The 20,095-nt window shown below is 60.0% G+C and carries 22 protein-coding genes and 1 tRNA gene; 15 read left to right on the top strand and 8 right to left on the bottom strand.

Annotated elements, in window-relative coordinates:
• The first annotated feature begins 11 nt into the window (after nt 1-11).
• From ABWI03_RS19130 to ABWI03_RS19100, 7 genes are all read left to right on the top strand, one after another.
• Nucleotides 12-998 (top strand): hypothetical protein, encoded by a 987-nt coding sequence (locus tag ABWI03_RS19130; protein WP_353798772.1) that lies wholly within the window; start codon nt 12-14, stop codon nt 996-998.
• Between the two features lie 55 nt (nt 999-1,053).
• The gene (locus ABWI03_RS19125; RefSeq protein ID WP_353798773.1) at nt 1,054-2,682 is read left to right on the top strand and encodes a Gp37-like protein; all 1,629 of its coding nucleotides are present in this window, start codon (nt 1,054-1,056) and stop codon (nt 2,680-2,682) included.
• A gap of 51 nt (nt 2,683-2,733) precedes the next feature.
• The gene (locus tag ABWI03_RS19120) at nt 2,734-3,192 is read left to right on the top strand and encodes a hypothetical protein (RefSeq protein ID WP_353798774.1); all 459 of its coding nucleotides are present in this window, start codon (nt 2,734-2,736) and stop codon (nt 3,190-3,192) included.
• The gene (locus tag ABWI03_RS19115) at nt 3,192-4,076 is read left to right on the top strand and encodes a hypothetical protein (RefSeq protein WP_353798775.1); all 885 of its coding nucleotides are present in this window, start codon (nt 3,192-3,194) and stop codon (nt 4,074-4,076) included. The genes ABWI03_RS19120 and ABWI03_RS19115 overlap by 1 nt, the downstream gene beginning before the upstream one ends.
• Nucleotides 4,077-4,102: 26 nt before the next feature.
• Nucleotides 4,103-5,377: a peptidoglycan DD-metalloendopeptidase family protein gene (locus tag ABWI03_RS19110; RefSeq protein WP_353798776.1), complete on the top strand. Its 1,275-nt coding sequence runs from the start codon at nt 4,103-4,105 to the stop codon at nt 5,375-5,377.
• Nucleotides 5,378-5,379: 2 nt separating this feature from the next.
• Nucleotides 5,380-5,877 (top strand): holin, encoded by a 498-nt coding sequence (locus ABWI03_RS19105; RefSeq protein WP_353798777.1) that lies wholly within the window; start codon nt 5,380-5,382, stop codon nt 5,875-5,877.
• A 95-nt stretch (nt 5,878-5,972) separates the two neighbouring features.
• Nucleotides 5,973-6,902: a recombinase family protein gene (locus ABWI03_RS19100; protein ID WP_353798778.1), complete on the top strand. Its 930-nt coding sequence runs from the start codon at nt 5,973-5,975 to the stop codon at nt 6,900-6,902.
• Nucleotides 6,903-6,997: 95 nt separating this feature from the next.
• On the opposite strand, the gene ABWI03_RS19095 is transcribed toward ABWI03_RS19100, so the two are convergent.
• The 3 genes from ABWI03_RS19095 to ABWI03_RS19085 all read right to left on the bottom strand — a co-directional run bounded on the left by ABWI03_RS19095 (nt 6,998) and on the right by ABWI03_RS19085 (nt 8,904).
• Nucleotides 6,998-7,372, bottom strand: coding sequence for a PIN-like domain-containing protein (locus tag ABWI03_RS19095; protein ID WP_353798842.1), 375 nt, complete (start codon nt 7,370-7,372; stop codon nt 6,998-7,000).
• A gap of 7 nt (nt 7,373-7,379) precedes the next feature.
• A complete protein-coding gene (locus ABWI03_RS19090) occupies nt 7,380-8,063 on the bottom strand; it encodes a DUF433 domain-containing protein (RefSeq protein ID WP_353802310.1) in 684 nt (227 codons plus the stop codon).
• Between the two features lie 298 nt (nt 8,064-8,361).
• Entirely contained in the window at nt 8,362-8,904 is a 543-nt protein-coding gene (locus ABWI03_RS19085; RefSeq protein ID WP_353798780.1) for a hypothetical protein, read from the bottom strand.
• Between the two features lie 68 nt (nt 8,905-8,972).
• Between ABWI03_RS19085 and ABWI03_RS19080 the strand changes: the two genes are divergently transcribed.
• Complete coding sequence (locus ABWI03_RS19080; protein WP_353798781.1) at nt 8,973-9,317, top strand: hypothetical protein; 345 nt, start codon at nt 8,973-8,975, stop codon at nt 9,315-9,317.
• 215 nt (nt 9,318-9,532) lie between these two features.
• Here the strand turns inward: ABWI03_RS19080 and ABWI03_RS19075 are convergent, their stop codons facing one another.
• Together ABWI03_RS19075 and ABWI03_RS19070 are read right to left on the bottom strand one after the other, a co-directional pair.
• Nucleotides 9,533-10,156 (bottom strand): HAD family hydrolase, encoded by a 624-nt coding sequence (locus ABWI03_RS19075; RefSeq protein ID WP_298781050.1) that lies wholly within the window; start codon nt 10,154-10,156, stop codon nt 9,533-9,535.
• 132 nt (nt 10,157-10,288) lie between these two features.
• Nucleotides 10,289-10,486 (bottom strand): hypothetical protein, encoded by a 198-nt coding sequence (locus tag ABWI03_RS19070; RefSeq protein ID WP_003941659.1) that lies wholly within the window; start codon nt 10,484-10,486, stop codon nt 10,289-10,291.
• 177 nt (nt 10,487-10,663) lie between these two features.
• Here ABWI03_RS19070 and ABWI03_RS19065 point away from each other — a divergent pair.
• Together ABWI03_RS19065 and ABWI03_RS19060 are read left to right on the top strand one after the other, a co-directional pair.
• Nucleotides 10,664-10,737 (top strand) — tRNA-Ile (locus tag ABWI03_RS19065).
• 1,180 nt (nt 10,738-11,917) lie between these two features.
• Complete coding sequence (locus ABWI03_RS19060; protein ID WP_166810573.1) at nt 11,918-12,271, top strand: hypothetical protein; 354 nt, start codon at nt 11,918-11,920, stop codon at nt 12,269-12,271.
• A 97-nt stretch (nt 12,272-12,368) separates the two neighbouring features.
• On the opposite strand, the gene ABWI03_RS19055 is transcribed toward ABWI03_RS19060, so the two are convergent.
• The gene (locus ABWI03_RS19055) at nt 12,369-12,659 is read right to left on the bottom strand and encodes a hypothetical protein (protein ID WP_298781043.1); all 291 of its coding nucleotides are present in this window, start codon (nt 12,657-12,659) and stop codon (nt 12,369-12,371) included.
• Nucleotides 12,660-12,708: 49 nt separating this feature from the next.
• Here ABWI03_RS19055 and ABWI03_RS19050 point away from each other — a divergent pair, with 49 nt between their 5' ends.
• Entirely contained in the window at nt 12,709-13,227 is a 519-nt protein-coding gene (locus ABWI03_RS19050; RefSeq protein WP_200313325.1) for a DinB family protein, read from the top strand.
• Here ABWI03_RS19050 and ABWI03_RS19045 read toward each other — a convergent pair whose 3' ends face one another.
• Nucleotides 13,228-14,700: a mannitol dehydrogenase family protein gene (locus ABWI03_RS19045; protein WP_298781038.1), complete on the bottom strand. Its 1,473-nt coding sequence runs from the start codon at nt 14,698-14,700 to the stop codon at nt 13,228-13,230. It abuts the gene before it with no gap.
• 7 nt (nt 14,701-14,707) lie between these two features.
• Nucleotides 14,708-15,718, bottom strand: a complete 1,011-nt coding sequence (locus ABWI03_RS19040; RefSeq protein ID WP_298781436.1) for an NAD(P)-dependent alcohol dehydrogenase — start codon at nt 15,716-15,718, stop codon at nt 14,708-14,710.
• Nucleotides 15,719-15,857: 139 nt separating this feature from the next.
• Between ABWI03_RS19040 and ABWI03_RS19035 the strand changes: the two genes are divergently transcribed.
• The 4 genes from ABWI03_RS19035 to ABWI03_RS19020 all read left to right on the top strand — a co-directional run bounded on the left by ABWI03_RS19035 (nt 15,858) and on the right by ABWI03_RS19020 (nt 20,085).
• The gene (locus tag ABWI03_RS19035; RefSeq protein ID WP_353798783.1) at nt 15,858-16,856 is read left to right on the top strand and encodes a sugar-binding transcriptional regulator; all 999 of its coding nucleotides are present in this window, start codon (nt 15,858-15,860) and stop codon (nt 16,854-16,856) included.
• 63 nt (nt 16,857-16,919) lie between these two features.
• A complete protein-coding gene (locus tag ABWI03_RS19030) occupies nt 16,920-18,272 on the top strand; it encodes an ABC transporter substrate-binding protein (RefSeq protein WP_298781032.1) in 1,353 nt (450 codons plus the stop codon).
• On the top strand, nt 18,269-19,219 hold the full coding sequence (locus ABWI03_RS19025; RefSeq protein ID WP_019748978.1) for a carbohydrate ABC transporter permease: 951 nt from the start codon (nt 18,269-18,271) through the stop codon (nt 19,217-19,219). The genes ABWI03_RS19030 and ABWI03_RS19025 overlap by 4 nt, the downstream gene beginning before the upstream one ends.
• Nucleotides 19,219-20,085: a carbohydrate ABC transporter permease gene (locus ABWI03_RS19020; RefSeq protein ID WP_003941600.1), complete on the top strand. Its 867-nt coding sequence runs from the start codon at nt 19,219-19,221 to the stop codon at nt 20,083-20,085. The genes ABWI03_RS19025 and ABWI03_RS19020 overlap by 1 nt, the downstream gene beginning before the upstream one ends.
• Nucleotides 20,086-20,095 lie beyond the last annotated feature (10 nt).

Here is a 20,095-nt window from a genome sequence, read left to right as displayed (position 1 = left end):
ATGGATTATTGATGAACAACTGTGACCCCGACTTCAACGGCGGCTATCCCGTCCTGTTGATCATGCGCGACTTCGATCCTACGAGTCCGACGTTCGAGCAGGACATCGTCACCGTGCCGATCTTCGGACCGGACTTTGTGGGACAGGGTATTTCACTGCTGGAAGGGTATTCGGGTTTCTACCACACCCCGATCACCCAGATCCGGGAGAACTACGCGTACCAAGCTGGGTCGACACCGTCGGACTATCCGCGCGTGGAGGAACGGATCCTCGACTGCGACATCGGCGTGCAAGGCCGGAACTGGGCTGAATTCGTACAGGTCGAAACCCTGCTGTGGAAGATCATGAAGCCACCGAAGGGGAAGCGCCCGGACTTCGTGTTGCGCTTCTACTTCGGCCCCGGCGAGGACGACTGGCGCGAGATCACCGTCCGTTTGGAACGCACCCCGAAAGACCTGTTCAGCCGCGGGCCGGGGTTGACCACGAAGTACAAGTGGTCGTTGACGTTGCTGGCGTGCGATCCGTACTGGTATTCGCGGACCTTGCAGGACACCGTCACTTTTGACACTGGCACAGGATCGGGCGCGAACCGGATCAGTCAGCGGACGTTGGTGATCGACAACATGGCGGACCAGGAGTGCTGGCTCGAGTACGCCTCGAGCGAGCTGACCACGACGTCGACGTTCACGTTGCCCGATGCGCTGGGTGTGTACCCGAAATGGCACACCTCGGCAGGTCAACGCATCTACGTGCCGCTGCCACCACTGGGCGCCGGCAAGCAGTTCCACGTCCAGACGAACCCGATGCAGATTGCACTCGAGGCCCTCGACGACAGCCAAGAGGTCGCGAACCTGCAGGGCGACTTCAACAACGCGCTGCCACCACACACTGTCGGCGCCGAGCTTCCCGTCACGTTGAAAGGCGGCACCGCGCAGACACAGCTCAGTGTCTACGCCGTACAGCAGTGGGACCGCTACTTCGGAGGCGAGGCTTTGTGACTTCAATATCGGTACACAGAGACAACTACGCCTACCGTCTTCGAGGTGGCTGCTGATGCCCACCACGTTGATGACACCGGACGAAGTTCGGAAGGCCATTCGCCAACGAACCATCGAACGCATCTCGATCATGCGCTCGCGCCCGAAGATCACCCTCTACGACAAGAACTGGCGCAACCCCGTCCCAATCATGGGCGAGGTCACCGCGTCTTTCGAAGAGAAGCTGAACGACACCGGTGAAGGTGACCTCACACTCTTCGGCAATCACAAGGTCCGCGAGTGGATCATCGAGGAACTCGGCGACGACGAGGACCTTCACATTCGCGTGCAGATGGCAGGCAAGGAGTGGACAGGCAAGGCCGTGTCGATCACCAACCGCGGTGATGACAAGGGGTTCGAGTACATCGACATCAAGTTCCAGCACGAGTACCAGCACTGCAAGCGGATCACCTGCTATTCGAATCCACTGCTGCCGGCGGAGCTACAGGCGCCCAAGATTTGGGCGTACGCGGGACCCTCGATTTACGGAATCAAGACCCTGATTTTCCTGAACCTGCTGCGCCGCTTCGGGCCACTGTGGGGACTGCCGGAGAATCTGTTCGATCCGTCGTCGTGGGCGTCGAACTTGAATCCCGCGAACTGGCCGATCGTCGTGATTCCCGGCGACTTCTTCGGCGACACGTCGATGTGGCAGGTCATCACGACCAGATTCGGGAATCTGCACGACGTTATCGCACCGGTCCTCGCGGACGCGGGCCTGCAGGTTGTCGTGAAGCGCTGGTTCCCGGGGATGCCGCAACCGGCGCCGAACCACTTCATCCTGACCGAGCCGACGCTCACGATCGACGTCGTCGACAAGTCCGGGTACCGCGGCAAGAACGGCAACATCTTCGACGGCCTGCTTCATCTGGTGACCGACATCGCCGACGATTTGATCAACGAGGTGGTCACCGAGGTCACCGGCGCACCGAACCCGCCCGAGTACTCGCTGTCCGGGCACCTGGGTACGAACCCGCAACGCCCGTTCGTCACCTGGCGCAACGCGCAACGCACCGGAGTCTCGGGTATCGGGCAGTGGCAGGCGACTGTCCACAAGGCGTTGGCTGGTGCGATCGTGACCGGCGGCCACTCACCTGACTGGGTGAACGCCGGTCTGAAGCTCATCGCAAATGCGATCCTCGGCTACATCGGAGCGATGTTCGGCAACGCCGGCCTCGCGCTGGGAATCTTCGATTCGGTGATCGAAGACGTCGTGCTCGCGTTCCATCGGATGGCGAATCCGATGCGGCAGAACAGGATGGGCATCCGCGGCCCGGGCTACGGCGAATGGTGGGAAGCATCCGGCGGCACCGGTGCGTCCTTGTCGGCGTTGATGGCTATCCGTGCCGGCTTCGACAAGACGAAGGCGTACCGCTCGTACAAGGTGTCGGTGGTCAACTTCGCGCCGTGGCGCGTCGGCGAGCATTTCGATCTCGGTGACCGGACCGCGGTGGAGATCGGTAAGCGCGGCACCTACTACATCGACCATGTGTACGGGCTGAAGTTGTCGTGGAGCCGAGATCAGGATCCGCGGTACGACATCGCGATTGGCGATGATCGGAAGGAGCAGACACCCGGGGCGATGTTGTCGCGGCAGGTTGAAGGGTTGAAGGCAATGCTTCAGGCAGTGGGAGTTTCGTCGTGAATTCACAATCGGTAGATACAGTGAACAGTGACTACCGTAAGGAGCGTGGCTGTGGCGAAGGCTGACAAGGACGGGATCATCCGGGATCGCCGGACGGGGATCGTGTTGGCGCGTAAGGACCGGCATCCGCTTGCGGACCTGTTCAAGGACATTCCGATGGGGGAGGGGCTGCCCGGTTTGCACATGGGTTTGCCGGAGGTCGAGCACCTGTTGGCGATCCATGTGTTCGACAACCTCGGATGCTCACCGCCGCAGGAGCCGTTGTATAAGGCGGTTCCTGATCGCGAGAGTCTGACTGCGACAGGTTCCGATCGCGTGTTGTGGGTTCCCGTCGCAACACCGGATCCCGTTCCGGCGGAAGAAGCGGACGAGCAGATCTTCGTCGCCGACATCTCCGATTACAACGCGGATCAGATGGCGGCGTTGGAGTTTCAGATTCAGCAGAAGAAGATCGCCGACAAGATGCTCGAGCAGGCCGACCCGCATGTACGTGGGGAGGGTGAACTCTGATGGCGTGGGACGTTCCGAAAGACCCCTCCCTCGTCCCGGATTATGTTCCGCAGAAGGCGTACACGAAGAGCACCGTTCACAGTCTCCAAAACGTCGACCCGTATAACTTCAGCGGCGGCCGGAATCGCGAGATCCGTGACGCGGCTGAAGGCGCGCGAGGAAACCTCCTCACGCGTCTGCTCGGCGGTTTCTTCAACATCGGGCAAGTGTTGGACAACATCGCGACCGCAATTTTCGGCGGTGGCCCGTTCGACCCGAATTCGCCACTCGGGCAAATTCAGTCCCGCGGAATCGTCATCAACAACCTGCAAAGCACCACGCAGAAACTCGAAGGCATCATCGGCTACGGCTCGTGGGTCGCCGGTCAAAACAAGTTCATCGGCATCATCAACAATGCCACCGAGCGAGTGATGGAATTCGACACCCAGCAGGGCCCGATTGAAGGCGTCGAACTCTATGCCGATCCCAAGTTTGGCAACCGGAAGATAGTGCGCCTCAAGTCCAGAGGGCTCTGGGAGATCAAAGCTCAGACCAAAGGGCGACAGACCGGATACACCGGGCTCGACAAGATTAACCTCGACATCGTTGTTCGAGATCCGCACGGGTCAGAGTTCTATCGCCGCGCCGCAGATGCAGTGGCCCACAAGGATGACGGCGGCGTGGCGAATCTGACTCGGGTCGGTGACGGCGAGGCGTGCGTCAAGGGTGATCTGTTCGTCGTTGTGCCAGAGGCCGATTACACCGTGCATGTCGAATTGTTCACCGGTCGTTGGCGCTGGTTCTACGGCGGCTCGTTGTGGTCCGGGCTGAGCGTGCTCAAGCACTCCTCGGAAGTTGAACACGAGGGAACCATCGACCCCGGAACCCCGCCCGTCGCTGGCTAACAAGCGGCCCGATGTCAGGAGAAGGTATGACAGGCAAGGTTGTTCCCATCAAGGGCGGATCCGTTGGTTCGGGTTACCGCAGTGCAGGCAGGCCGGACCACCGCGGTGTGGACTTTCCAGCCTCATTCGGCACCCCGATCTACGCGGCAGCCGATGGCTTCGTCGTGCGATCTGGTCCCGCAACCGGTTTCGGTAACTGGATCGTCCTCGACCATCAGCGTGAACTCGGCGTCGACACTGTCTACGGGCATATGGCTGCACGCGATCTCCTCGTCCGGGCCGGTGACACTGTCACGGCGGGGCAGGTCATCGCCCGCGTCGGTTCGGAAGGTGAATCCAGTGGGCCGCATCTGCATTTCGAGGTGTGGGGTCCACCGGGCCGATTCGGTGGCGCCGACCAGAACCCATCCACCTGGTTACGAGATGCTCGACAACCGGGTACATCGACAGCGCCGCCGCTCCCGCAGACGAAGGGCGACAAGCAGCTCATCGCCGACGTCACCGTGCTCACCCGCAACGACTCCGGCTGGCGCGACCCGAACACCTGCACACACATCTGCCAGCACACCAATCAAGGACCAGCGTTCGGTTCACTCGAGGGACTCCTCGACTGGTGCGCCAATCCGATCTCCGAAGCGTCCTACAACCTCATCGTCCACGGCGACGGCCGGATCGGCCGATCAAACGACGACGACTACATCCCGTGGGCGGCAGGCCCCACCTCCAACCGCAAAGGCCTCCACGTCTGCGCCATGGGATACGCCGAAGAGACTCGCGAGCAATGGCTCTCCAGGCCAGCGCAACTCGACTCCCTCGGTGAGATCTGGGCCGACTGGGCAGTGCGGCACTACATCGCCCTCCAGAAGGTCGATGCCAATCAACTCCGTGCCGGCGCCGAAGGGATCTGCGGACACGGAGACACCGCCCGAGCGTGGGGCGAAACGAACCACACCGATCCCGGTGTCGGGTTCCCGTACGACGTCGTGCTGCAGATCGCGCGCGACAAGATCAACCAGGAGGACGGTTTGAGTGCCGCAGACGCAGACAGGGTTGTAGCGAACCTGACTGAATTCATCAAAGGCTATCTCGCGCCGGTCATCTCGGACGTCAAAGACCTCCGAGAGCAAGTCACCGGATCGAGAGACCTCCACTACAAGGACCCGGAGCGCAAGGTCGTGGATCTGCAGAAGTCCTACCCGGGCTTGAAGATCCTCGGAAACCGGACCCTCCCCGACACGGTCGCCGCACTCGCACAGGCAGCCGGTATCAAAGGCACCATCGACCCGAAACCAGGAGCATGAACATGACCCATCACGAATCTGTCACGCCCACAGCGGCGCTGGGTAGCATCAACACCCGATCGTTCTGGCTCGACGTCCTCGACCGAACTAGCAAGACGTTCATCCAGAACTTGCTGATCTTCTTCGGTGCCGGTGTCACTATCACTTCGGTGTCGTGGCCGGCACTGCTCGGGTCTGCGGGCCTCGCGGCACTCGTGTCGCTTGTCCTTGCGATATCGACGGCGACCGCGATCACGTCGGGCAACTTCGTCATCGACCTAGCTGACCGGGCACTACGGACCGGCGCAGGTTCGTTGGTTGCAGCGATCCCTTTGACTGGCAGTATCGCGGACATCAACTGGCCTGAATCGCTGACCATTGCTTTGACCGCGGTGGCGGTGTCGGTGCTGACGTCGTTGCTGACGATCAATCTAGGTTCTGCGAAGGGCCTTCCCAGTGTCGCGCCGGTGGCGCCTCCGGTGCTGAACCCGACGGGATCGTTCACCGAGCACCGCGACTGATCTAGTTGGCGGGGCGAGGGGCGGGGCCGTTGTGGTCTCGCCCCTTTCTCGTGTCCGCTACAGTTGCGGTAGATACAGTGGACGAAGGGGACACAGTGAGTCGTGCATACGGTTGGAACGATACGAATGACGCCACCATCGACGAGGAAGCAGAAGTCATCCGCATGATGGCCACCACCCTCCTCGACGGCGGCTCACTCCGCGGACTCGTCGACCACCTCGAAACCGAAGGCATCTCCACCGTCTCCGGCAAAGCGTGGAAACCGATCACCATCAAACGCGCACTCACCAACCCCCGCATGATCGGAAAGAAACAGAGCGGCGACAAACTCGTCGCGACCACCATCCCACCGATCCTGCAGCCCCGAACCTACAAACGGCTGTGCGAACTGCTTCTCGATCCGGAGCGCGCGAAGTACACCGGCGACCGAACCCAAGTCGCACTCCTCGGCGGCGGGCTCGCAAGGTGCGGAGGCTGCGGCCGACCCATGTACGCCGCATCAACCGTCGGCCGACCAACCGTCTACGCCTGCTCCACCCGCAGCAGTGACTGCCCCTCGATCGTCTCCGTCCAAGCTGAACTGCTCGAGGCGGACGTCATCGAGCGGGTCCTCGCGCGGTTGTCGTCACCGAAGTACCGGAAGGCGTTGACGAAGTCGATCAACGAACTCGGCTCCCGAGAGGAAGGCGAGAACCTGGTCGCAGAACTTAATGCCCGGTTCACCGCGCTGGGGGAGGACTTCGCCGACGGACTCATTGATCGCGAAACCATGCGCGCCGGCACTGTCCGAGTCCGCGCGAACATCGCCGCAACCGAACTAAAGATGGCGCAACGGGAAGTCCTCATCGACCTCCCCGAACCGTCAGGGGATGACATCGTGAAGTGGTGGGAGGAAGCGGATAAACGCCGACGCCGCGATGTCGTGTCCATCGTCGTCGACCACCTCACCGTCAAACCCACCGACCGGCGAGGCCGCGACGGACTCGACCCACACCGCGTCGACTACGTCTGGAAAACGCAATGACTACAGCGTGGCCGGTATATTTCCTGATCTATTTTCAGCCAAGGAATTACATCCGAAAACGCAGGAGCCCCAACATTTCGATGTTGGGCGCTTGGCTAGATGTCACGAAGAACGTCCCGAGGTGATACGCGCCAGAACGCAGGCCCGGTGTGATCGTGCAAACGGCGCATTGTCTGCAAGTGGCGGCCCAGAATCAGCGCTTTGGATTCCTTGGTTAGCGATGCTCGGTGGTACGAAAGCACTCGGGCCCCGTGCTCACGTATCGCCTGAGCTTCGTGCTGAACGCGGGCAATGCGGAAGTTCTGAGTGAGTGCGATCAGTCCCTGCTTCGCACTGTCTTCGATCCACGTAACGTCTTCGATTTCTTGCCCGACGCCCACGCCATAAATATCGTCGAGTGTCCTGTACTCAATGTCGAAGTGCGTAAGAGCCTTTCCGACTCCAGATGGAATGCACCTATCTAGAAGCACAACCGGCTTACGCGACTTTGCTGAGCTTCCTCGCCGATTGCTCAATTGCCAGTACCTCCGCAATTTCTAGGTCGTAGTCGGCGGCGACGGTTATCGGTCGTTCTCCAGCCTCCAGCGCACCCAGGACGGCAAAGGCCGGCACTCGATTGCGAAGAAGAGATGGGCGCCCGCCGTTGAAACGCGGATCGAGAGTCAGATCGATCCCCTCGGAAAGAGAGATTCGAAAGGATTTCGGATGTTCGTCGGAGTCCAGTTCGATCTTCTGCAAATACTTTTCGATCACTTGCTCGATTGGCTGCTGTCCGTCTTCGACGCGGAACAGGTCCCCGCGTCGGCGTCGATAGAGGTCGATACCGTCGGTGAACAACAGGGGCCGTGCAAGCACGTAGGGGTCCGAGAACTCCTGACGTAAGTCTTCCGCGACTTTCACGAGTTTCGACATTGGGATGCCCGCAGTTCGCAGAGCCCGCATCGACCACGTCTCGACCAGGCCCACCAGTGGGACGGTCGGCCACCCTCGGCGCTCGTTCTCCACTGTGTGAACCATGGCTGGCCGTGTCTTCGTTGCCTTTGTCCAACTGTGCACTGTGTTCGGAGGCATCGACGACAGCGCGGCCGCCTGCTTCGCGGTGCAGATCCCCGACCGGTACCGGATGTCGGTCTGTGTGTTCGGAGCATTTGTTGTTTGCATTACGTCTACACGCCTCCTTCCATGGTCGGATCTGATCATCGAATTCTTGCACCTGGCTGCCAAGACTCACACGAGTTCGCCTCATGTTGTCACGTCGAAGATACAGTTGCGTTGTCGATGAGCTCCACCTCGTCGGCCGGGCCTCGGGGGGTGTTTGCCGCATCCGCCGGGGCTGATCTTTGTGGTCCGGGAATCATCGCATGCCGCAACCGGCAAGCATCACCCGAACCGTACTTACCGGTCTCAAACTCGACGAAGGCCCCACCAAATGGTGAGGCCTTCGTTGTGTTTGAGGGAACTACGACTCGATAGGAGGGAGAAGTACAGGCTTCGTCCCGGGCGGTGCGTACTGAGGCAGATATGAAAGTTTCGACTTTCTGTCGCTTACGTCCAGAAGGACCCAGCCTTCGTACTTGCTTGACGGCTGCAGCGACGTGTCGAACTCGTCGCGTTCTTCGAGGCAGTTGTACTCGTTGCTGTCAGCGCTCTTTGTGATTCCAGCTGGTGTAATCTCCGAGAAATCGCGGCCGGTCGTGCGCATGAATTCGTTTTCATTGTGATTTGCAGTCGTCTCGACCTGCATCTTGACTGCGACGTAGATGCCTTTCGGTTTCTGGATTTTTCCGTACTTCTTGGTGCAGTGCGGGGTCGTTTCGATCTCCAGGAAAGTGACTGTGCCAAGAGGGCGATCCATCGGGGCGACGATCGTTACGGGAACACTGAACTCTGCCTGCGTTGGGCCGGCCGGGACTGAGGGCTCTGCGGCGTTTCCGGCTTTAGTGGACGAGCATCCAGCAGCGAGGCAAGCTACTGCGATCACAGCAAGCAGAGTTCGTTTCATGGCAAATACATACCAGACAGTCCGGACACTGTGGAAACTTTGTCGGTAGTCCAATGCACCATGCCGCTATGGCGATTCCATTGGCTACTCGAATCCTGGGGATCTACCCCTTCAGTGAACTGCACGCCCGCGGCTGGGTACTTGAGAACATGTCCGAACCGTTCGCTCGGTTGCCTGGCAGAGATCCGGTGAGAACTGCGTACTTCTCGTGGGGGTACGCCGGGTTCACCTTCGACGTGGACGAGACCGGACAGATGAGCGAGTTCGCGACCTTCGTGCGCGACGACGACATCACCCTCGTGGCTGATACTCCACAGGCCGTCGCCAGTTTGGTCGCCAGTTCACCGAAGGCCAGTCTGGAAGAGTTGTGCGCGATACCTGACGTCGCCGACTTCCATCAGAGACACAAATAGGAAATTGTCACGTAGTTGTCACAACTCGTGCGCCGGTGACCCCCGACGGCCCCCGCTTGCCCCCGAGATTCCTAGATTCCCCCGGCTAGTCCCGCCCCAGTATGCCTTTGACCTGGACTGTTAATCGGACGGTTGCTGGTTCGAGTCCAGCCGGGGGAGCAGCAAAGCCCCTCACCTGAGAAATCAGGTGAGGGGCTTTCTTGTATTCGTCTGACCTAGTGCGCTCGCAGCAGGTCCACCGATCGAAGTGCCGATTCGACGTCTGTCGCGTTGTTTGCTTGTTCTGCGAGAATTCCCAGCCGTCGAGCGCTGAGGACGTTGACCGGGTTGTCGTCGACGAAGAAGGTCTGCTGTGGACGCGCATCGAGAAACTCCAGCGCAGCCACAAAGGCCGCAGGGGCGGGTTTGGTAGCTCCGAGCATGCAGGAGAAAACATGCTTGTCGATTGCCGATGGAGTTACAACACTTTCGATGGCGGCCAACAGGACAGGTCCATTGTCGGAGAGCGTGGCGGCCACGACGCCCTCGCTTCGAAGCGCGATTGCGAGATCGATGACTGCGCGATCCGGGACGAAGGCCATCGCCCAGGCTCGGCGTAGGTCGTCGCGGTCACCAGAAAACCCGAGCCGTCGAAAACGTTCCAGGATCGCGGTTTCGGAGTGAAGGCCGAGATCGCATTCCTGGTCGAACCCGGACGCGAACACGAGTGCACGGACTTCGTCTTCAGCGACGCCGATAGCCGTTGCCAGTTCTGCGGCGCGACGATCGGGCTCGAATCGACACAGCACGCCACCCAAGTCGAACAGAACGAGTTCGGGTCGTCCGCTGCCGTTCGCCATGTCGTAGAGGGTAGGCGTCATCAGTGCCCGTGAATGCGACTCGAAGACGTCGGCGACTAATACGCCGAAAGCCCGACGCAAGTGCTTGCGTCGGGCTTTCGGCGAAACCGTCGAACTGATCGGCCGGTGCGCTTACTTCGCTGCGCGATCCGAAGGCTCGAATAGTCGGATGATGTGGCTGGGGTTGATGTAGTAGACACCGTTCGGAGAATTGAGAACGAGAGTGTCTTCGGTGAAATCGGTGACGGTGCCGTTCAGCTTCGCGCCGTCGGACATGATGATCCGGATCGTAGCCTTCGAGTTCTTGAATTCGGTCAGTGCAAGCTTCATGTGGTGATCCTGTTCCGTGGGGTGTGCACTCCCACGGTATCGGCTCAACGCGCCTGTGCCGACCAACCTTGGAAGACTCGACTCGAAAGAGTGCAACGCGTCACCGCCTGCCCGATTGTGATCCGCGTCGGATGTGCCGGTAACATTCGGATTCGCCGCGATGCATCGCATCCGGATGGGGCGGTAGCTCAGTCGGTTAGAGCCGTGGACTCATAATCCATTGGTCGCGGGTTCGAGCCCCGCCCGCCCCACGTTCGGGCGCCGTGAGCCCTGTTGCTCCGACTTCAATGACACTTGTCGAAGACCAGAATGCAAACGCAAGGGCAGTTGCCCACTGGTTGTCGGGCTTGAATCGCGAGGCACGCGCCTACGGTGCGATTGAGTGATCCTTGGTAGTTACCCAAGAAATGTCGCACCTTCGTCGATCCCAGGCAAGGTGAAGGTCTCGGAACCGGATGCGCAACCCCTGACAGCGTCGGAGGATCAGTGCCATTAGGTGAGACCGAGGCAGCGACATGTCGGACGATGAAGGAAAGCAGGTACCTATTCAGGTATTTCGGCGTATGTGCTCAACGTGCCGATGTGTCACGCTTTAGATGTGCCTACCGGTGTAGGTACAAGGCAGTCGAGCCGTCCCCCCGCGGCTCGGCTGCCCCCAACAGGCGGCATCGGGCCCGAATGGCCGCGTTAGAACTGGCGACTGCAAGTTCCGACTCGGGGTTGGATGCGACTTGGGATCGTACGTGTAGCTACAGCTCGGTTGTCCGACGCCACAGGTGTGATCACCGGCCCCATCATGGACAGCCGACTTCAGTCCGAGACTGCGTTCAACGTGAACGATCGAAATCCGTTCGACTGCCGAGCAATACACGCTACGTTTCATCGACGCGTTGACCGGGAGCAGACCGTCGGTACCCACTCAATGCGAGGAATAGAAACGGAAATGGGCCCCGCAAGTGTGGGGCCCATTTCCTTTGTCTGAAAAGCGTTGTCGGACGAGGGCTTTCAACGTCGAGGACTTTGTGTTCGGTCTCGTTCAGTTGTTTGATCAGGGTGACAGGAAACATTTCTTTGTTCCGATTCCATCCTTGTGTGCTTCGGTGGTGACTCGGGCTCGATTGTCGTTTTTCCGTGCTCTGTCAATCGTGGAATCCGCAGTCCGCGAGTGCTCAGTAGTTACCTCGATCGGATGCAAAAACCGGGCAATCGGAACAAAACACTGTCGAAGAGTTACATTTGTTGATAAAGTGTAACGACATGCTGATAGTCAACAGCAACTTCGAGGCCGCATTACCGGACGCCGACGGGCGCCGGGGGATATCGGTGTGCTGTCGATGGGTGGTGACGCCGCTGTGCGCCGCAACACGGATTCGGCGAACTGTGCCGGGTTGGACCCCTGATCCCACGGACCAAAGTAACGGAGAACGTACTGTGACAATCAAGAACTCGATCGCGCCTGGTTTTATGGACGATCACGGAAACAGGCTGTTCAGCAACACGATTCGATCAGCTGAGGGTGAGGCTCTGGTCGAGCGGCTGAATACCATGTTCGAGCAAGCGAACAGGACAGGTCGGGTTGTCGATCAACGAGAACTCTCGACCGTGCTTTATGCGCAGCGATCCGAGGATTCGGCGGGTGACCGGTCGATTTCGGCGCCCGAAAGGTTGCTGCGTGCAACCGAGGGACTCTCCTACGAATCCTTCTCCCTGTTGATCTTGGCGGCCGAACATTTACTGCGTTCCGAAGGGAAATTCGTCGACCCGCTTCCCTCTCACGAGGGTTGACGAGGTCAGTGGGAGCTTCGTCCACAACGACACAGGCTCGCCAGGCGAGCGTCGAGCCAGGTGCGTGTCACGAGAGCCGGTGGCAGCCGATCACGGATCAACACGTACCTCGCGCCGCCGCATGAAGTGAATTGACGACCACTGTCTGCTGTCGCGGTGTGTACATAGCCCACATGCTGTCTGAATCAGCGAGAGCCGGTACGTCGTTCCATCCAGGGCTCTGCAGCCGTGCCAACGTCGCTTCCACGGTTCCGAATGCCTCGAGCAATGCATACGCGTCGTCACACGTAAAGGCGAGTTCGCGCGGCTCGGCGTCGCCCACTGCCCCGCCACACGCAGTCAGCGTGAGCGCAAGTGGAATCGCGACACCGAGCATGATTCGCTTCATCGGCCAATCAGAGCAGACCGACTCCGCCCTGGCGGACTATTCTCGATCCATGCCGATCACCCCGGATACAAAGAACTGGACCTGGGTCCTCGAACGCCCCTGCGCCGAGTGCGGGTTCGATTCCTCCACCGTCGCATTCACGGATGTTCCTGATCTGGTGCGTGGCAACGCCACATCGTGGGTTGAGGTGCTGGAACGCGAGAATGTGACGGAGCGACCGGACAGTGAAACATGGTCAGCGCTGGAGTATTCCGCCCACGTGCGCGACGTGTTCAGGATCTTCAAGGTGCGGTTGGAACAGATGCTCCAATTCGACGATCCGACATTCGAGAACTGGGATCAGGACGCAACAGCTGAGTCCGAGCGGTACAACGACCAAGATCCGGCAACGGTCGCATCGGAGTTGGCGGACGCCGCGGCGGAGGTCGCGAACGCCTTCGAAACCGTGCCGGAGGGCAGCCGCCTACGACGGGGTCTCCGCAGTGACGGATCGGCGTTCACCGTCGAATCGTTGGCGGCATACTTCATTCACGATCCGATCCATCACTTGCACGACGTCTCGGCGTAGTCAGAGCCCGCGTACCTCCTCGAGGGTTCTTCTGGCTCCGACGGAGTGCAACGAGTCGAGCGTCTTTCGGAAGCTTGCGACAAATCGGCGATCGTCCACGAGATCGCCGAACACTTGGCGGTACCCGATGAACGCCAACGGGTCGCTCGACTGCTTCCGGGCGAGCGGCACAAGAGTGTCGGACAGCTGATCGACGACGGTGATGGGGTCACCGTTCTCGTCTGTGCCCTCGGCGTAGCGGGCCCAGCTGGCGACTATGGCGGTGGACAGGTTGATCGGTCCGCCAGTGTCGAGTTGGGTCCGGATGACGGGCAACAGCCACTTGGGAATTCGATCGGACGACTCGGCACACAGACGTGCAATCGTGTCGCGGACCTGGGGGTTCGAGAATCTTTCGATGAGGGTCTTCTTGTACTGATCGAGATCGACGCCGGGTACCGGATCAAGGGTCGGCGTCGCTTCGAGATTCATGTAGTCGAGCAGGAACCCTGACAAGAGTTCGTCCTGGCACGCCTCGTGGACCAGGCGGTATCCGGCAAGGTAGCCGAAGTACGCGATGCCTTGATGGCTGGCATTGAGAAGTCGCAGTTTCATCAGTTCGTAGGGGCGAACATCCGGCACGAGATTGACGTCGGCATTCTCCAGAGGCGGCCGGCCTGAGGTGAACTCGTCCTCGAGGAACCATGCGGTGAACGGCTCGGCCGCGACCGGCCACTTATCGTCCACGCCAAACGTTTGGGCGATCTCTGCGGTCACCTCGGCTGTCGTGACGGGTGTGATCCGGTCGACCATGGAGTTGGGGAAGGCGCCGTTCTCGTCGATCCACTCCGCAAGTTCGGGATCCTTCAGGGCGGCGAAGGCTCCGACGGCCGTCCTCGCGACTGATCCGTTGCCTTCGATGTTGTCGCAGCTCATGATCGTGAATGGTGGCAGGCCGCGGTCTCGACGGAGTGCGAGGGCAGCGCACATCAAACCGAAGGTGGTGCGGGGGAGCGTTCCCGGCTCGAGATCGTGCACCACATCGGGATTCGACGCGTCGAACTCACCCGTGGTGTGCGAGATGTTGTACCCGCCCTCGGTAATGGTGAGTGAGACGATCTTCGTCGATTCGGCCGCCATCTTCTCGATCACCGCCTCCGGATCGTCCGGAGCGAACAGGTACTCGACGATCGATCCGATGACCCGGCCCTCGAGGGTTCCGTCCGCATGCTTGAGCGCCAGTGTGTAGAGGCCGTCCTGCGCGCGGAGTGCGTCTTTCATTCGCCTGTCCGACGGCATCACTCCCACTCCGCAGATTCCCCAGTCGAAGCCCTCACCGCGTCGCAGGAGATTATCGATGTACATGGCCTGGTGTGCGCGGTGAAAGCCTCCGACCCCGAAATGCACTATGCCGGTGGTGACTTTGCTCCGGTCGTAGTTCGGCACTTCGAGTGCAGCATCGAAGTCGAGCAAGGTCTTCGTGTTGAGTTCCATGAAAGTTCTAGTCTCCTTCGGCGACGATGACTACGGCTTTGATGCTGCCGGGAATGCGATCGGCCACCAGGGCCTCTTGCGACTGTTCGAGTGAAAAGCGCGCTGTGACCATCGAATCCAGGTCGACGCGCCCGGCAGCGACCAGTGCGGCGGCGATCGGCCATGTGTTGGCGTATCGGAACACTCCGGTCAGCACCAGTTCGCGATTCTGAATGATCGGGACCGGCAACGGTATCTCGTCGGCACCCATCCCGACCAGAACGATGGTCCCAGCGGGCCGAACTGCGTGAATCCCGTCGATCACGGCGGCCGTGGCACCCGAGGCGTCGATGAAGGCGTCGACGGCCAGCGAGCGTACGTCGCTTTCGCGGGGGTCCACGACGGTTGTTGCGCCGAATTTCAGTGCCACATCACGCCGGGCCGCATCGATGTCCGAGACGATGACCTCCGTCGCGCCGAATGCCTTGGCCACCTGCGTCGTCACGATCCCCACCGGGCCGGCGCCGGCGATCAACACACGAGAGCCTGCCGTGATTCCCGCCTTCTGGGCTGAGGCAATCCCCACGGAGAGTGGCTCGAACAGCGCAGCTGCCTCGTAGGACACGGAATCTGCGATGGGATGGGCGAAATCGGCACCGATTGTGACGTAGTCGGTCAGTGCTCCGTCGATCGGCGGCGTCGCGAAGAACTCCATATGGGGGCAGAGGTTGTATCTGCCTGCCTTGGATTCGGGGCTTGTCGGATCAGGTTTCTGAGGCTCGATGGACACGCGCTGCCCGATGCGTCCCGGGTCGACGCCGACGCCGACTGCGGCGATGCGTCCCGATGCCTCATGTCCGAGAACAAGGGGCGCGTTGACCACGTAAGGGCCGATGCGACCTTCACGAAAGTAGTGCGCGTCCGACCCGCACACGCCCACGGCATGGATGCGAACGAGGACTTCGCCGGCCTTCGGGGACGGTCGTGGTCTCTCGACCATCTGCATCTTTCCGGTCTCAGCGAGGACGTTTGCCCGAATTGTCGCAGGTAGATCGATGGATTCTCCGGAAACTGTTGTGTGGGTCACAACCTAGATGTTAGCTTAATGAGCATAAGAACATCTAGTGAGCATTTGTTCACGATCGAGAAACTTTCAACCCGATGCACAAGGAGACCGCGTGAACCAGTCGGCTCAGCCCGCAGGACTCAAGTCGTCGAAGTTGCCTGCTTCCGAGGATGTGCGGCTCGCGTTGCGAGCGGCGACCATGTATCACCTCGAAGGCGCTACTCAGGCGGAGATCGCAGCGAAGTTGGGCGTATCGCGGCCCACGGCCGGGCGACTGTTGGCCAGGGCGCGGACCCAAGGTTTGGTCAAGGTCGAGATTTTGGTACCGCCCGAGCTCGAAGGTTCGGTGAACACGGAGTTGGAATCGAAGCTGGAGAAGCACTTCGGGTTGGCCGAAGTGTTGATTGTGCCCGAAGCGAATTCGGACTCGGACGATCCGGACTTCGACGCGCTCGGCCGACGAGCAGCGGAAGTTCTGGTTCGTCGTCTGCAGCCATCGAGTGTTCTCGGATTTACCTGGGGCCCGGAAACCGTTGCGGTTGCAGGATCTTTGCCAGACAAGGCGGCGAAGTGCTCGGCTGTGGTACAACTTGACGGCTCCATGACGGTGACCGACTACCAAACCGGTGTCGACTTCACTATCGGCCGATGTGCACAACAGTTGCAGGCCAATCCTATTCGCCTCAATGCTCCGCTGTATGCCGACCCGGCGACTGTGGAGTCGATGCGAAACGACTCGGTCATCTCGAAGGCGCTGAAAGCTGGAACTGATTCCGACATCATGGTTTTCGGAGGCGGTGCCGTATCGACTGCCACGACCTTGTTTGCCGGTAGCTTCGTCGACTCGACCATGCTGGACGAGTTGGAAAGTCGAGGCGCTGTCGGTGAAATCGGCGGCCGTTTCTACACGATCGACGGCAATCCAGTGGAGGGGCCACTGCCTGAGCGAACGGTCTCCGTATCGCTCGACGCAGTGAAATCCTGCGATCAGACGATTCTGATTTCGGGGGGAACACACAAACGCCAGGCCGTTCTGGGCGCATTGCGCGGAGGTTTGGCAAACGTACTCGTCACCGACGTCGAGTGCGCCCAGTGGCTGCTCGAAGGCTAGCGATCTCACGAGTTTCGCTGTCCGAGCGCGCGACTGACACGCAAGTGTGAAGGAAGGTAATCCGTGAAAACAGGAAGACGAGTGTGGGGCGCTGCCGCGGCGGCGCTCTGCCTCCTGGTGTCGGGATGTGCGGGCGCTGGTGCGCTCGGTGGTTCCGGCGAACGAACAGTCACCATCGCGATGGTTTCGAACTCGCAGATGCAGGACGCCATCAAACTGGCGCCGGCTTTCGAAGCCGAGAACCCTGGCATCGACCTCAAATTCGTCAGCCTTTCCGAGAACCAGGCGCGCGCCAAGATCACGGCGTCGACGGCAACCGGCGGCGGTGAGTTCGACGTCGTGATGATCAGCAACTACGAGACACCTCAGTGGGCTGCCAACGGTTGGCTCACGAACCTGTCCGAGTATGCAGACAAGACGTCCGGTTATGGCGAGGACGACTTCATACCGTCGATCAAGACCTCTCTGTCGTACGAGGACAGTATGTACGCGGTCCCGTTCTACGGGGAGTCGTCGTTCCTGATGTACCGCAAGGATCTGTTCGATCAGGCGGGGATAACAGTTCCCGAAGACCCGACGTGGCAACAAGTTGCGGGTTGGGCAGCGCAATTCGACAACCCAGACGCCAAGATGGCGGGAATCTGCTTGCGTGGAAAGCCTGGCTGGGGTGAGGTGCTCGCACCGCTGAACACCGTGATCAACACCTTCGGTGGACGCTGGTACGACGAGAATTGGAATGCGCAGTTGACCAGTCCGCAGGTCGAGGATGCGGTTCAGTTCTACGTGGACACTGTCAAGGAGCACGGTCAGCCGGGTCCTGCCACAAGCGGATTCGGTGAATGTGCAACACAATTCGCGCAAGGGAACACGGCGATGTGGTACGACGCGACTTCGGCTGTGTCGGTTCTCGAGGACCCTGCGTCGTCGAAGGTAGTCGGCAACATCGGATACGCGAAGGCGCCGAAGGTCGAGAAGTCGGATCCTGGTTGGCTCTACACCTGGGCGCTCGGAATCCCGGAGTCGGCACAGAACAAAGACGACGCCTGGAAGTTCATTTCCTGGATGACGAACAAGGACTACATCCAGAAGGTCGGAACCGAACTCGGCTGGTCGAGAGTTCCTCCGGGAAGTCGCCTTTCGACCTACGAGATTCCGGAGTATCAAGAGGCCGCACAGGCATTCGGTCCGATCACCCTCGAATCGATCAACAATGCAAATCCGAAAAACCCGACAGTGCAACCGGTTCCGTACACCGGCGTCCAGTTCCTCACCATCCCTGAGTTTCAGGACCTGGGCACTCGCGTCAGCCAGCAGATCAGTGCTGCCATCGCGGGTCAGAAGAGCGTGAAAGAAGCACTCGAACAATCCCAGCAGTATGCCGAGGTGGTCGGCAAGACCTATCAGGAGAACCGATGACTACGGTTGCCGAACCCAGAACCACGGTGGACGACGCGCCACCGGTCCGTGTCGAAAAGAAGATCTCCCGCGCCGAGGGTTGGCGTCGTAGAGGTCCCCTGTTGCCGGCGTTGATCTTTTCGATCGTCGTCACCCAGATTCCGTTTCTGTTCACCCTCTACTACTCGACGCAGTCGTGGAACCTTGTCCGTCCGGGATCGCGGCACTTCAACGGGTTCGACAACTACATCGAGGTTTTCAAGGACAGTCAGTTTCGGGAAGTCGCGGTCAACACGGTCATCATGATCGTGGGTACGGTCATCGTTTCGGTGATCCTCGGACTCGCGTTGGCACTGCTACTCGACAGAGCCTTCCTCGGTCGCGGGATCGTGCGGACACTGCTGATCACGCCATTTCTCATCACCCCCGTCGCTGGCGCATTGCTCTGGAAGACAACAATGTTCGACCCGGTATTCGGTATCGTGAACTTCGTCCTCCAGCCTTTCGGTGTAGGCCAGGTCGACTGGGTCAGCAAGTTTCCGCTCGCCGCCGTCATGATCAATCTGATCTGGCAGTGGACGCCCTTCATGATGCTGCTCATTCTGGCCGGTTTGCAGTCCATGCCCCGAGACATTCTCGAAGCCGCACGGGTGGACGGAGCCAAGCCGTTTGCGATGTTCCGCGAACTGACGTTGCCGCACCTGCGCCGCTTCATCGAACTCGGTGCAGTTCTCGGTGCGATTTACCTCGTGAACACCTTTGACGCGGTGTACATGATGACCTCGGGTGGGCCCGGCGTGGCCAGCTCGAACCTGCCGTTCTACATCTACCAGCGCGCGTTCCTCGGCTTCGACGTAGGTCAGGCTGCGGCGATGGGTGTCGTGACAGTGATCGCGACCATCATCGTGTCGACACTTGCGCTCCGATTGATCTTCAAGAGCTTCACCGGCAACGAGGAGGCGGCGTGATGACTGCCGTAGAGACGACAAGCGCGACGGCCGACAAGCCCGTCGTCAAGAAAAAGAAGAGCAGCAAGTTCAGTCCGTGGTCCGTTGTGGCGTGGATCGCCGCTCTCGGGTTCTTCTTCCCGGTCTTCTGGATGGTCCTGACCGCGTTCAAGACCGAGGCAGACGCCTACACGGATCCGCCGAAGCTGTTCTTCACTCCCACCCTCGAACAATTCCGTGCCGTCCTCGACTCCGGTCTCGGCACGACGCTGGCAAACTCTGCATTTGCAACGGCCATGTCGACGATTCTTGTTCTGCTACTAGGCGTTCCGGCTGCGTTTGCATTGTCGCTTCGCCCGGTTGCCAAGACTCAGGATGTTCTGTTCTTCTTCATCAGCACCAAGATGCTCCCAGTCGTCGCCGCAATCGTGCCGCTGTACGTGATCGTCAACGACATCGGATTGCTCGACAACATCTGGGCGCTGGTCATCTTGTACACATCGATGAATCTGCCGATCGCAGTGTGGATGATGCGTTCGTTCTTTCTCGAAGTCCCCGGAGAACTTCTCGAAGCCGCCAGCATGGACGGCGCGAGTTTGTGGACTTCGGTTCGCGAGGTGATACTCCCGCTGATCTCGCCCGGAATTGCTGCGACTGCGCTGATCTGCGTGATCTTCTCGTGGAACGAATTCTTCTTCGCAGTCAATCTGACAGCTGTTCAAGCGCAGACGATTCCGGTCTTCCTGGTCGGGTTCATCACGGGCGAGGGCCTGTACTGGGCTCGGCTCTCCGCGGCAGCGACCATGGCGGCATTGCCCGTCATCCTGGCCGGTTGGTTCGCCCAGAACAAACTGGTGCGTGGCCTGTCCTTCGGTGCAATCAAGTAATTCCTCACCC

The organism is Rhodococcus baikonurensis (genome assembly GCF_040489275.1).
In the GTDB taxonomy this organism is placed as follows: domain Bacteria; phylum Actinomycetota; class Actinomycetes; order Mycobacteriales; family Mycobacteriaceae; genus Rhodococcus_F; species Rhodococcus_F baikonurensis.
The sequence above is the reverse complement of the archived record's forward strand: the minus strand, read 5'-3'. Positions and strand labels throughout refer to the sequence as shown.